Annotated in this window: 10 protein-coding genes and 1 pseudogene; 4 read left to right on the forward strand and 7 right to left on the reverse strand. The window is 73.4% G+C overall.

The window, feature by feature from the left end:
• Nucleotides 1-3: 3 nt before the first annotated feature.
• The 3 genes and pseudogenes from ACSHXC_RS17195 to ACSHXC_RS17205 form a co-directional block, all read right to left on the reverse strand.
• Nucleotides 4-1,701: pseudogene (locus ACSHXC_RS17195) on the reverse strand (L-aspartate oxidase); the annotation flags it as partial.
• Entirely contained in the window at nt 1,698-2,702 is a 1,005-nt protein-coding gene (panC, locus tag ACSHXC_RS17200; RefSeq protein ID WP_438292430.1) for a pantoate--beta-alanine ligase, read from the reverse strand. The pseudogene ACSHXC_RS17195 and the gene panC, both read right to left, overlap by 4 nt.
• Entirely contained in the window at nt 2,699-3,622 is a 924-nt protein-coding gene (locus ACSHXC_RS17205) for a Rossmann-like and DUF2520 domain-containing protein (protein WP_438292431.1), read from the reverse strand. The genes panC and ACSHXC_RS17205 overlap by 4 nt, the downstream gene beginning before the upstream one ends.
• A 132-nt stretch (nt 3,623-3,754) precedes the next feature.
• Between ACSHXC_RS17205 and ACSHXC_RS17210 the strand changes: the two genes are divergently transcribed.
• Nucleotides 3,755-4,957 (forward strand): threonine aldolase family protein, encoded by a 1,203-nt coding sequence (locus ACSHXC_RS17210; protein ID WP_438292432.1) that lies wholly within the window; start codon nt 3,755-3,757, stop codon nt 4,955-4,957.
• Nucleotides 4,958-4,988: 31 nt separating this feature from the next.
• Here the strand turns inward: ACSHXC_RS17210 and ACSHXC_RS17215 are convergent, their stop codons facing one another.
• Nucleotides 4,989-5,216, reverse strand: a complete 228-nt coding sequence (locus ACSHXC_RS17215) for a hypothetical protein (protein WP_438292433.1) — start codon at nt 5,214-5,216, stop codon at nt 4,989-4,991.
• Between the two features lie 163 nt (nt 5,217-5,379).
• Between ACSHXC_RS17215 and ACSHXC_RS17220 the strand changes: the two genes are divergently transcribed.
• On the forward strand, nt 5,380-6,492 hold the full coding sequence (locus ACSHXC_RS17220) for a DUF5937 family protein (RefSeq protein ID WP_438296637.1): 1,113 nt from the start codon (nt 5,380-5,382) through the stop codon (nt 6,490-6,492).
• 294 nt (nt 6,493-6,786) lie between these two features.
• Here the strand turns inward: ACSHXC_RS17220 and ACSHXC_RS17225 are convergent, their stop codons facing one another.
• Nucleotides 6,787-7,461, reverse strand: a complete 675-nt coding sequence (locus ACSHXC_RS17225) for a response regulator (protein ID WP_386010659.1) — start codon at nt 7,459-7,461, stop codon at nt 6,787-6,789.
• 76 nt (nt 7,462-7,537) lie between these two features.
• Complete coding sequence (locus tag ACSHXC_RS17230) at nt 7,538-8,746, reverse strand: sensor histidine kinase (protein ID WP_438292434.1); 1,209 nt, start codon at nt 8,744-8,746, stop codon at nt 7,538-7,540.
• 96 nt (nt 8,747-8,842) lie between these two features.
• On the opposite strand from ACSHXC_RS17230, the gene ACSHXC_RS17235 reads away from it, so the two are divergent.
• Nucleotides 8,843-9,826, forward strand: a complete 984-nt coding sequence (locus tag ACSHXC_RS17235) for an SAM-dependent methyltransferase (RefSeq protein ID WP_438292435.1) — start codon at nt 8,843-8,845, stop codon at nt 9,824-9,826.
• Between the two features lie 94 nt (nt 9,827-9,920).
• Nucleotides 9,921-11,063, forward strand: coding sequence for an NADH-quinone oxidoreductase subunit D (locus tag ACSHXC_RS17240; protein WP_438292436.1), 1,143 nt, complete (start codon nt 9,921-9,923; stop codon nt 11,061-11,063).
• Nucleotides 11,064-11,076: 13 nt separating this feature from the next.
• On the opposite strand, the gene ACSHXC_RS17245 is transcribed toward ACSHXC_RS17240, so the two are convergent.
• Nucleotides 11,077-12,084 carry a PhlD gene (locus tag ACSHXC_RS17245; RefSeq protein WP_438292437.1) on the reverse strand — a complete coding sequence of 336 codons (1,008 nt, stop codon included), beginning with the start codon at nt 12,082-12,084 and terminating at the stop codon, nt 11,077-11,079.
• Nucleotides 12,085-12,340: the final 256 nt, after the last annotated feature.

Here is a 12,340-nt window from a genome sequence, read left to right on the forward strand (position 1 = left end):
TACGGCTCCAGGGGGGGTGGCGGCGACGGTCGGGGGGAAGGTGGCGCTGGCGGTGGGGCGGATGTCCAGGGACCGCTCGGGGGTGATGCGGACGACGAGGTGGCGCTGCCAGGCCGCGTCGTCGCGGTCCGGCCGGTCCTCGCGCCAGTGGCAGCCGCGGGTCTCCTCACGGGCGGCCGCCGCGGCGACCAGGACCCGCGAGACGAGCAGCAGGTTGGTGGTCTCCCACGCCTCGACGCCCGGCACGGCGGCCTTGTGCTCGTCCGCGCGGATCGCCTCCAGGCGGCCGGCCGCCCCGGCGAGGCTGTCGGCGGAGCGCAGCACTCCGGCGCCTTCGGTCATGATCCGCTGGATCTGGATGCGGGCGGCCGGGTCGAGCAGCGGCACGGGCCCGCCGTGCGGTTCGGCGGGCAGGCCCGGGTCAACCGCCTTGTCCCGTACGGGAGTCGAGGAACCGGCCGCGATGTCGGCCGCGATGTTCTCGGCGAAGACCAGGCCCTCCAGGAGGGAGTTGGAGGCGAGCCGGTTGGCGCCGTGAACGCCGGTGCAGGCGGCCTCGCCGCATGCGTACAGGCCGGGCACCGTGGTGCGGCCGTGCCGGTCGGTGCGGATGCCGCCGGAGGCGTAGTGCGCGGCGGGGGCGACCGGGATCGGCTCGGTCACCGGGTCGATGCCGTGCGAGCGGCAGGCGGCCAGGATCGTCGGGAAGCGCTGCTCCCACATCCCGGCGCCGAAGTGGCGGGCGTCCAGGTACATGTGCTCGGCGCCCTGGGCCTGCATCTGGCGGGTGATCGCCTTGGCGACGATGTCGCGCGGGGCGAGCTCGGCGAGCTCGTGCTGCCCGAGCATGAAGCGGGTGCCGGCCGCGTCGACGAGGTGGGCGCCTTCGCCGCGCACGGCCTCGGAGACCAGCGGCTGCTGGCCCTCCGAGTCGGCACCGAGGAACAGGACCGTGGGGTGGAACTGGACGAATTCGAGGTCGGAGATCTCGGCGCCGGCCCGCAGCGCGAGAGCCACGCCGTCGCCCGTGGACACCGACGGGTTGGTGGTCGCCGAGAACACCTGGCCCATGCCGCCGGTCGCGAGGACCACCGCGGGGGCGCGGACCGCGCCGACGCCGTCGTGCTGGCCCTCGCCCATGACGTGCAGGGTGATGCCGGCGGTGCGGCCGTCCTCGTCCTTGAGGAGGTCGAGGACCAGGGCGTTCTCGATGGTGCGCACCGCCTGGGTGCGGACGGCCTCCACGAGGGCGCGGGAGATCTCGGCTCCGGTGGCGTCGCCGCCCGCGTGCGCGATGCGGCGGCGGTGGTGGCCGCCCTCGCGGGTCAGCGAGATCGCGCCCGAGTCGTCGGTGTCGAAGTGGGCGCCGGTGGCGATCAACCGCCGTACGGCGTCCGGGCCTTCGGTGACCAGGAGGCGTACCGCGTCCTCGTCGCACAGGCCCGCGCCGGCCACCAGGGTGTCGTCGAGGTGCTGCTCGGGGGTGTCGCCCTCGCCGAGGGCGGCCGCTATGCCGCCCTGCGCCCAGCGCGTCGAGCCGTCGTCCAGGCGTGCCTTGGTGACGACGACGGTGGCGAGGCCCGCCGCCGTGCAGCGCAGGGCGGAGGTCAGGCCGGCGACGCCGGAGCCGACGACCACGACGTCCGCGTCGATGGCCCAGCCGGGTGCGGGGGCGTCGAGCCGTATTCCGGTGCTTGTCATGCCGGTGCTCCGAACGTGAGCGGGATGTTGTCGATGAGGCGCGTGGTGCCGACGCGGGCGGCGACCGCGAGGATCGCCTCGCCTTCGAACCCCTCGGGGGCCTCGGTGAACGTCGCCGGGTCGACCAGCGCCAAGTAGTCGGCCACGACCGGGGGTTCGGCCTTGGCCGCCTCGTCGAGCACGCCCTGGGCGACGGCCTTGATCGACGCGGGGGACGGCGCGGCCGCGGCGACCGCGTGGGCGTCGGCCGCGGCCCTGGCCTCGCCGATCGCCGTGAGCGCGTCGGCCCGGCCCAAGGCCGCGCCGCCGGCGGTGGCCCGCGCGTGCAGGGCGTGCTCGGCGGCGAGCCGGTCGCGGGCCGCGAACAGCGCGCGGGACAGGGCACGGGCCGCGGTGCGCTCCGCCGGGGCGAGGTAGCGGTTGCGGCTGGACAGGGCGAGCCCGTCGTCCTCGCGCACCGTCGGTACGCCCACGACCTCCACGGGGAAGTTCAGATCGCGCACCATGCGCCGGATCAGTGCCAGCTGCTGGGCGTCTTTTTGGCCGTACAGGGCGAGGTCGGGCGCGCTCAGGTGGAGCAGCTTGGCGACGACGGTCAGCATGCCGTCGAAGTGGCCGGGCCGTACGGCGCCCTCCAGGAGCTCGCCCATGGGGCCCGCGGTGACGCGCACTTGGGGCTCGCCGCCGGGATAGACCTCCTCGACGGAGGGCGCGAACACGGCGTCGGCGCCCTCGCGTTCGGCGATCGCGCGGTCCGCGTCCAGGGTGCGCGGATAGCGGTCCAGGTCCTCGCCCGCGCCGAACTGCAGCGGGTTGACGAACACCGTGACCACGACCTGCCCGCCGGGACCGGCCAGCCGGCGCGCGGTACGGATCAGGGTGGCGTGGCCCTCGTGGAGCGCGCCCATGGTCATGACGACGGCCCGGCGGCCGGTCCGCTCCAGGGCCGCGAGCTCCGCGGCCGTACGGACGAGAGCGGTCTGGGCGATCCGTGCTGTCATCGGGGGTCTCCTTCGGCGAGCACACCGAGCAGGTCCTCGGCGAGCTCGGGCTTCAGCAGTCCGTGGGCGAGCGCCCGGTCGGCGGTCGTACGGGCCATCGCCAGGTATCCGGCGACCGTGCCCGGCGCGTGCTTGCGCAGCTCGGCCACGTGGGCGGCGACCGTGCCGGCGTCGCCGCGCGCGACCGGTCCGGTCAGGGCCGCGTCGCCCGAGCGCAGTGCGTTGTCGAGGGCCGCGCCGAGCAGTGGGCCGAGCATGCGGTCGGGGGCCGCGACGCCGGCCTGGCCAAGCAGCTCCATGGCCTGGGCGACCAGCGTGACCAGGTGGTTCGCGCCGAGGGCGAGGGCCGCGTGGTAGAGCGGGCGCTTCGCCTCCTCGATCCACTCGGGCTCGCCGCCCATCTCGATGACCAGCGCCTCGGCGGCGAGGCGCAGCTCCTCGGGGGCGGTCACGCCGAACGAGCAGCCCGCCAGGCGCTGGACGTCCACACCCGTGCCGGTGAAGGTCATCGCCGGGTGCAGCGCCAGGGGCAGCGCGCCGGCTCGCCTGGCCGGATCCAGGACGGCCGTGCCGTACCGCCCGGAGGTGTGCACCAGGAGCTGGCCCGGCCGGATCGCGCCGGTCTCGGCGAGGCCCTCGACGAGGCCCGGCAGCGCGTCGTCGGGGACGGTGAGAAGGACGAGGTCGGCGCGCTGGAGGACCTCGGCGGGCGGGACCAGCGGCACGTCGGGCAGCAGGGTCGCGGCCCGGCGCACCGACGCGTCGGAGACGCCGGAGACCGCGACCGGGCGGTGCCCGGCCAGCTGGAGGGACGCGGCGAGCGCGGGGCCGACCCGGCCCGCGCCGACGACGCCCACGGCGAGGCGGGCGGGGCGGTCCGCCGGGCTGTGTTCGGGGCGGTGCTCTGATGGTGCGTTCACGCGGTGGGGGCCTTCCGTTCCAGTCCGCGAGGGGTACCGGACGCCAAACCAAAATCAAACGGCCCCGTCATGCTACGCCCAGGCCCCGGAAACCCCTTTGGTTGTCCACAGGGTGTGGGTGATCATCACCCCATGGCAGAAACCGAACGGAATTCCCCCTCCGAATCCACCGCCGACACCCCGGCCGGGGCGCCGGAGGAAACCCCGGAACAGGCCCTGCGACACCGCCTGACCGTGTTCAGGGGCGCCAAGCGCACACTGGCGGAGCAGAGCGTCGACCACACCCTCGCGGAGCGCCTGACGGCCCTCCTGACGGACGGCGCCGAGGTCTACGACCTGGACGAGTTCGCCGACATCTACGGCAACGGCGCGGTCACCGAGCTGGAGCGCCGCACCGCCGAGGAGCTCGGCTTCCCGGCCGCCGCCTTCTTCCCCACCGGCACGATGGCCCAGCAGGCCGCGCTGCGCTGCTGGGCGGCCCGCACCGGGAACCCGACGGTCGCCCTGCACCCGCTCGCCCACCCCGAGGTGCACGAACGCCAGGCGTTCAGCCAGCTCAGCGGCTTGCGTACGGTCCACCCGACGGACGAGCCCCGGCTGCCCAAAGCGGAGGAGGTGCTGGGCTTCGAGGAGCAGTTCGGCACGCTCATACTGGAGCTCCCGCTGCGCGACGCCGGGTTCGTGCTGCCCACCTGGGACGAACTGGTCGCCGTGGTGGAGGCGGCCCGCGAACGGGACGCCGTGGTGCACTTCGACGGCGCCAGGATCTGGGAGACCACCGCCCACTTCGGCCGCCCCCTGCGCGAGATCGCGGCCCTCGCGGACAGCGTGTACGTGTCCTTCTACAAGACGATGGGCGGCCTGTCCGGCGCCGTCCTGGTGGGCTCCGAGTCGCTGATCGCGGAGGCCCGCACCTGGCGCCACCGCTACGGCGGCCAGCTCTTCCAGCAGTTCCCCGCCGCCCTCGCCGGCCTGATCGGCCTGCGCAAGGAGCTGCCCGCCCTCCCCTCGTACGTGGCCCACGCCAAGGTCGTGGCCGAGGCCATACACGAGGGCCTCGCCAAAGCGGGCGTGCCGTGGTTCCGGGTGCACCCCGAGCCGCCGCACACCCACCAGTTCCAGGTGTGGCTGCCGTACGACGCCGAGGTCCTCAACGCCGCCTCCCTGCGGCAGGCCGAGGAGAGCGGCGTCTGCCTGTTCCGCCGCTGGTTCCCGAGCCCCTCGGGCCCGGCGGGCCTGGCCGTCACCGAGGTCACGGTGAACGCCCCGGGCCTCGCGTGGAGCGCCGAGGACGTACGGGCCGCGGTGGCGGAGTTCGTACGGCTGCTGGGGTAACGGGGGCGGGGGTGGCTCGGATCGGCGCCCCTCAGCGGCAGGCGGGCGGGTGGTGGCGGGGGTGCGGGGCCGTCAGGCGGGCCAGCGCCGCCCGCAATCTGCCCGTGGCGAGCCGGCCCGCCAGGACCGCCTCGAAGCGGCGGTAGTCCCGTATCCCGCGCAGGACCGCCACGTCGTGGGTGCCCGGCACCGGCGGTGCGGGCGCGCCGAGCCGGGCCGCGCGGTAGCTGTCGATCATGTGCTGCTGCATCACGTCCATGCCTCCACGGTGAACCCGTTCCGGCCGGGCCGCGCGCCGATTGACGAGCCGCGTCAATTGGGCTCCCGGGGCGCCCGAGGCCCTGACCAGCGCCGTCGATTGACCAGGACCGTCAATCGGCGGCCGCTCTGTCAGTACCGCGGTGCACCATGGGGCCATGAGCGTGACCATCGACATCACGGGCCTGCCGCCCGAGCGCATCGGCTTCGCGATCTCGCCGCTCGCCGAGCTGGGCCTGGCCCTGCACGCGCTCTCCGAGCCCGGCCACCACCCGGGTCTGCACGGCTGGGTCACGGCGACCGCGGCCTCGCTGAAGCCCGACCTCGCGGACCGGCTGCACGAGGCCGAGTTCCTGTGGCGCAACACGTTCTCCGACGTGTTCATGCCGTTCGCCGGCATACCCGGCTGGGACGGCACCCCCGGCTCGACGCTCGCCGAGGACCTCGCCCTGCTCGACCGCCTCCCCGACGAGCGGTTCGCCTCCGCCGCCCTGGAGTTCACCTGCTCCAGCCTGTATTCGGTCAAGACGCCGTCCCCGCTGCACGACCCGGCGATGCGGGCGCGCGCCCTGGAGATGGCGGCGGTCCGTGGACCACGCCAAGTGGAGTTCGCCGAGCGCCTGTTGAGCGACCCGGCTTCCGTACGGGCCTGGTTGCGGCGCCTGTTCGCGGACTGCGAGGAGGCCTTCTTCGCGGACACCTGGCAGCGGATCCGGGTCCAGCTGGCCGCGGATGCCCGGCACAAGGCGGAGATCCTTCGCCGCAAGGGGCTCGACGAGGCCGTCACCTCGGTGTCGGCCGCGCTCAGCCTGGACGAGGGCGGGACGCGGATCAGTGTGGACAAGCTGACCGAGGGCCGCACGACCGCGACCGACCCCGAGCCCGGTGCGGGGCTCACCTTCGTGCCCACCTCGTTCGGCTGGCCGCACCTGATGGTGCTGCACGCGCCGGGCTGGCGGCCGGTGATCCACTACCCGGTGCACGGGCCCGAACTGCCCTCGCCCGCCTCGGTCGAGATCCTCAAGCTGCGGATGGAGGCGCTGGCCCACCCCATGCGGATGCGCCTGTGCCGCAACCTGGCCCGCTCCCCGTACACGACGAGCGAGCTCGCCGACTCACACGGGATCACTGCGCCGGAGGTGTCCCGGCACCTTGCCGTCCTGAAGAAGGCGGGGCTCATTTCGACGCGGCGCCGGGGGCGGTACGTACTGCACCAGCTCGACCTCACGGTCGTGGCTCGGTTGGGGAGTGACTTCCTTGAGGGGGTGCTTCGGTAGCTCCGCGGCGGTGGGGGCCGGGGTATTCGACCGCGGGCCGTCGGGGGGCTTTGCGCGGTTCCCCGCGCCCCTGACCCCGCTTTCGGCTACGGGCCATGCGTGGTGCTCGCGCAGTTCCCCGCGGCCTTGCAGCGCGCCCGGCACCGCCACTCGCGCCCACGCGGCGGAGCCGCAAATGGCGCAGTCCCGCGCCCCTTGCAGGGCGCCCGGCGCCATGCGCCTTCAGCCGCGCCCAGGCCCCGGTCGCTGAGCCGGCGCAGTACGAGGCGGAGCCCGAGCCGTACCGGCGGAGGTTCAGAGTGCGCCGCCGCCCGCCCGGACCAGGCCCGTCTCGTACGCCAGGACCACGACCTGGACGCGGTCGCGCAGTTCCAGCTTGGTCAGGATGCGGCCCACGTGGGTCTTGACCGTGGCCTCCGACAGGACCAGGCGGGCGGCGATCTCGCCGTTGGACAGGCCCTGCGCGACCAGGAGCATGACCTCGCGCTCGCGCTCGGTCAGCTTCTCCAGCTGCTTGTGCTCGGGCTCCTTGCTGCTGGCCGGGAGCATCGGGGCGAACCGGTCGAGCAGCCGCCGCGTCGTCGACGGGGCGACCACCGCGTCGCCGCTGTGCACCGAGCGGATCGCACCGAGCAGTTCGGCGGGCGGCACGTCCTTCAGCATGAAGCCGCTGGCGCCTGCCTTCAGCCCGGAGAAGGCGTACTCGTCGAGGTCGAAGGTGGTGAGGATCAGCACCTTGGGCGGGTTGGGCGCCTCGCAGATGCGCCGGGTGGCCTCCACGCCGTCCAGCCGCGGCATGCGGACGTCCATCAGGACGACGTCGACGGCGGTCGCGCGCAGGATGTCGATCGCCTCCGCGCCGTCGCCCGCCTCCGCGACGACCTCCATGTCCGGCTGGGCGGCGAGCACCATCCGGAACCCGGTGCGCAGCAGCACCTGGTCGTCGACGAGCATCACGCGGATCGTCATCGTTCCCTCTCCATCACGGCGTACAGCGGTCGAGTACGTACAGGAAATCAGTGGGCCGGTACCGGTGGGGCCGGTATCAGTGGGCCGGTTTCAGAGGCAGTAGCGCGCTGATGCGGAAGCCGCCGCCTGGACGCGGGCCCGCGTCCAGGGTGCCTCCGACCATGCCGATCCGCTCGCGCATGCCGATCAGGCCGTGGCCCTGGCCGTCCGCGCCGCCGTCCTCGTACATCTCGTGGGCGGCGCCGCGGCCGTCGTCCTCGACGAGCAGGCCGAGCCCGTCGTCGAAGTACACGAGCCGCACGCTCGCCCCCGCGTCCGGGCCGCCGTGCTTGCGGGTGTTGGTCAGCGCCTCCTGCACGATGCGGTACGCCGTGAGCTCGACGCCGCTGGGCAGCGGGCGCGGGGTTCCCTCGATCTTGAAGTCGACGGTGAGGCCGGCCCCGCGGACCGTCTCGACCAGGTCCTCGATCTGCTGGACGTCCGGCTGCGGCACGTACTCCCCCGCCTCCTGGTGCTCGCCCGTGCGCAGCACGCCGAGCAGCCGGCGCATCTCGGCGAGCGCCTGGCGCCCGGTCATCGAGATCGTCTCCAGGGCCGTCTTCGCCTGGTCCGGCGAGGTGTCCATCACGTATGCCGCGCCGTCGGCCTGCACGACCATCACCGACACGTTGTGCGCGACCACGTCGTGCAGCTCGCGGGCGATCCGGGCCCGCTCGGCCGCGACTGCCACCTTGGCCTGTGCCTCGCGCTCGCGCTCCAGGCGTGAGGCCCGCTCCTCCAGCTGCGCGAAGTAGGCCTTGCGGGTGCGCATCGAGTCGCCGAGCACCCAGGCGAGCACGAACGGGACGGTCATGATGATGACGAAGAAGACCTTCTCCGTCGCCGTGTTGATGCCGCCGGTGTCCATCCACCGGAAATGCGCGAGCGGCGCCGCGCACAGCCCGCCGACCAGCGCGACCCGCGAGGCCCAGCGCTCGCCCGCGGAGGCCACCGTGTAGACGATGACCAGCATCGCGAAGTCCTGGATCTGCGGATTGACGTTCAGCGCGAGCTGGACCAGGCCCATGGCGATCACGAGCAGCAGCATCTTCTCGGGGACCTTGCGGCGCAGCGCCACGGCCGTGCTCATCCCGAGCGCCACCAGGACCTGGATGCCCCAGCCGGCCTGCTTCGGGTCGTCCGCCATCGCCGTGATCTGCAGGCCGGAGAACCCGAACAGGATGACGGCCCAGAAGGTGTCGACCCCGGTCGGGTGTCTGCGGATGAAGTCGTAGAGGCGCTGCACGTAACCCAGCGTAGGGAAAGCAGATAGGTGCAGGGGTCAACCGCCGGGGCGATCCTGACCCCGGCGGCGTACTCCGCAAGGTGGAGACTTGGCCCCGTGACGGATGAGACGTGTCAGCAGTCCCCTGGTTCGAGCGGCCCCGGGGACCCTTGCGGATGGCGGGTCGCCACCGAGCGGGCGCTCTACGGCGACGGCGGGTTCTATCTGCGGCCTGAAGGGCCCGCCGGGCATTTCCGCACGTCGGTGCATGCCTCGCCGCTCTTCGCGGGGGCCGTCGCCCGCCTCCTTACCGAGGTCGCGGCCGGGCTCGGGCCCGGGCCGGTCGACCTCGTCGATGTCGGCGCGGGTCGCGGGGAGCTCCTGAGCGGGGTGCTGGCCGCACTGCCGGCCGGCTTCCCGGTCCGCGCGTACGCCGTGGAACGCGCGCCCCGCCCGGCCGGTCTCGACGACCGGATCGAGTGGCGCGGGTCCCTCCCTTCAGGCATCCGGGGACTGCTCTTCGCCAACGAATGGCTCGACAACGTGCCGGTGGACGTGGCGGAGGCCGACCCGGACGGGGTGGCCAGGCTCGTCCTCGTACGTCCGGACGGCACCGAGACGCTGGGGGCGCCGGTGTCGGGGGCGGACGCGGAGTGGCTCGCGCGCTGGTGGCCGCTGAGCGAGCCGGGTTCTCGGGCCGAGATCGGGTGGCCGCGGGACGAGGCGTGGGCGGGGGCGGTCGGCTCGCTGGCCGCGGGGGTCGCCGTGGCCGTCGACTATGCGCATACGTCGGGTTCCCGGCCGCTCTTCGGAACGCTGAGCGGGTTTCGGGGCGGGCGGGAGGTTTCGCCCGTGCCGGACGGGTCCTGCGACATCACGGCGCATGTCGCCCTGGACGCGTGCGCGCTGCCGGGGGCGGAGCTGGTTCCGCAGCGCTCGGCCCTGGCGCGCCTCGGGGTCTCGGGGGCCCGGCCCCCGCTGTCCCTGGCGTCCTCGGACCCGGCGGGGTACGTACGGGCGCTGGCCGGGGCGGGAGAGGCGGCGGAACTTACCTCGCGGGGCGGGTTGGGGGACTTCGGGTGGCTGATCCAACGGGTCTGACCCGGCGGGGCGGGCGCGCGGGGCCGGCCCGAGCGGGGCGGGCCCGCTGGGGGCCGGGCCTCCGGGCGGCTCGCCGCAGGGGATACTGGCCCCCATGACGGAGACGACGGTCGGGATCGGGGGCGGGGCGGAGAGCACCGACATGGTGCTCAACATCGGCCCCCAGCACCCCTCCACCCACGGAGTGCTACGCCTCAAGCTCGTCCTGGACGGCGAACGCATCCAGCACGCCGAACCGGTCATCGGCTACATGCACCGCGGTGCCGAGAAACTCTTCGAGGCCCGCGACTACCGCCAGATCGTGATGCTGGCCAACCGCCACGACTGGCTCTCCGCGTTCTCCAACGAGCTCGGCGTGGTCATGGCCGTGGAGCGGATGCTCGGCATGGAGGTCCCCGAGCGCGCCGTGTGGACCCGCACCCTGCTCGCCGAGCTGAACCGGGTCCTCAACCACCTGATGTTCCTCGGCTCGTACCCGCTGGAGCTCGGCGGCATCACCCCCGTCTTCCACGCCTTCCGCGAGCGCGAGGAGCTCCAGGCCGTCATGGAGGAGGTCTCCGGCGGCCGCATGCACTACATGTTCAACCGGGTCGGCGGCCTCAAGGAGGACCTGCCGCTCGGCTGGCTCGGCCGGGTGCGGCACGCCGTCGCCTCGGTGCGTTCGCGCATGGACGTCTACGACCGCCTCGTGCTCGGGAACGAGATCTTCCGGGCCCGCACCAGGGACGTCGGCGTGCTGCCCGCCGAGGCCGTGCACGCGTACGGCGTCAGCGGCCCCATCGCCCGCGCCTCCGGCGTCGACTTCGACCTGCGCCGCGACGAGCCCTACCTCGCGTACGGGGAGCTGCAGGACACCCTGAAGGTCGTCACCCGCACCGAGGGCGACTGCCTGGCCCGGTTCGAGTGCCTCCTGGAGCAGACCCACAACGCCCTCGACCTCGCCGACGCCTGCCTCGACAGGATGGACGGGCTTGCCCCCGGCCCGATCAACCAGCGCCTCCCGAAGGTCCTCAAGGCGCCCGAGGGCCACACGTACGCCTGGACCGAGAACCCTCTCGGCATCAACGGCTACTACCTCGTCAGCAAGGGCGAGAAGACGCCGTACCGGCTGAAGCTGCGCTCGGCCTCGTACAACAACATCCAGGCGCTCGCCGTGCTGCTGCCGGGGACGCTCGTCGCCGACATGGTGGCGATCCTGGGGTCGCTGTTCTTCGTCGTCGGCGACATCGACAAGTAGCCGCCGCATTGCCCTAGTCGGACCAGTACCCTCGCGCCGCCGCCAGGACGAAGCCCGGGCCGAACGCGATGATCAGGCCCGCCGCATCGGCGGCGGGCGGCCGGGTGAACGTGCGGGACAGGACGTCCAGGACCGCCGAGCCGCCCAGGTTTCCGTTGGCGGCCAGGCTCTCCCAGGCGTGCCTCAGGGCGCCGTCCTCGCCGTCGAGGCCGAGGCCCGCCGCCGTGTCGTCCAGGATGCGCGGGCCGCCGGGGTGCACCACCGCGAAGTCGAGCGCGTCCGTTCCGAGCCATTCCCGCAGCGCCGGCAGGCAGTCGTTGAAGGCGGCGGTCGCGGCCCGGGTCGGGTCGAAGTGCAGCCCGGCGCCGCTCGGCCGGCCCCGGTAGCGGTCGGCGCTGTCGGGCAGCACGTACTCGAAGGTGTCCTCGACGACGAAGCTCGGCCCGTCCCAGGCCGGGCGCGCGCAAACGACCGCGGCGGCGGCGCCGTCCCCGAAAAGGACCTTGCAGACCATGGATTCGAGGCTGGTGTCCTCGTGGTTGTACGTCGCCGCCGAGAAGCACTCGGTAGTGACGACGAGGACGTTCGCGCCGGGGTGGGCGGCGATGTCCTCGTGGGCACGGACCAGGCCCTGGGCGCCGCCCGCGCAGCCGACCGTGCCCATGGGGTGGCGCCGGACGTCGGGCCGCAGGCCGAGTTCGGCGACCAGGTGCACGTCGAGGGAGGGCACGGTCCAGGACGTGGTGTGGCTGGTGACGATCGCGTCGATGTCGCCGGGCCGCAGCCGCGCCGCGGCCAGCGCCCGCCGCCCCGCCTCGACCGCGAGGCCCAGCGCATCCTCGTACGCCGCCCTGTTGCGCTCCTCGACCAGAGCGTTTCCGGCCACGGTCGGCGCGCCCAGCGGGCGGGTGAAGTGCCGGGTCCGCACGGTGGTCTCCCGGGCGACCCGCAACACGGCCTCCAGACACGGCAGTTCCGGATGGGCCCGGCGGATGTCGGCGCAGATCTCGTCGGTCGTCACAATGTTCCCCGGCAGAACGACACAGGGAGGAGCTATGTGAGCGGGCACGGACGATCTCCCTCACAAATCGAAAATGGGCGGATCATCACCGTACGTCAGTTGGCCTGAATCAACCCCATAAATCCAAAAACTTGGTCAACTCGTCAGCGGTGCTTGGCCGAGCGGGCTCCGGCTCGCGAGGAAGTCGTCCGCCGTGGGGAGCGCCTTCCGTAGTGGGGGGGCGGTCGGTGGGGGCGGTCGCGGGGCGCGGTGCGGG

It is taken from the genome of Streptomyces sp. HUAS TT7, from assembly GCF_051550175.1.
Taxonomy (GTDB): domain Bacteria; phylum Actinomycetota; class Actinomycetes; order Streptomycetales; family Streptomycetaceae; genus Streptomyces.

Excerpts from the sequence above, each read along its gene's own strand:
- ACSHXC_RS17210 (WP_438292432.1), top strand. The coding sequence starts at position 3,755 with ATGGCAGAAACCGAACGGAATTCCCCCTCCGAATCCACCGCCGACACC.
- ACSHXC_RS17215 (WP_438292433.1), bottom strand. The coding sequence starts at position 5,216 with ATGGACGTGATGCAGCAGCACATGATCGACAGCTACCGCGCGGCCCGG.
- ACSHXC_RS17240 (WP_438292436.1), top strand. The coding sequence starts at position 9,921 with ATGACGGAGACGACGGTCGGGATCGGGGGCGGGGCGGAGAGCACCGAC.
- ACSHXC_RS17225 (WP_386010659.1), bottom strand. The coding sequence starts at position 7,461 with ATGACGATCCGCGTGATGCTCGTCGACGACCAGGTGCTGCTGCGCACC.
- panC (WP_438292430.1), bottom strand. The coding sequence starts at position 2,702 with ATGACAGCACGGATCGCCCAGACCGCTCTCGTCCGTACGGCCGCGGAG.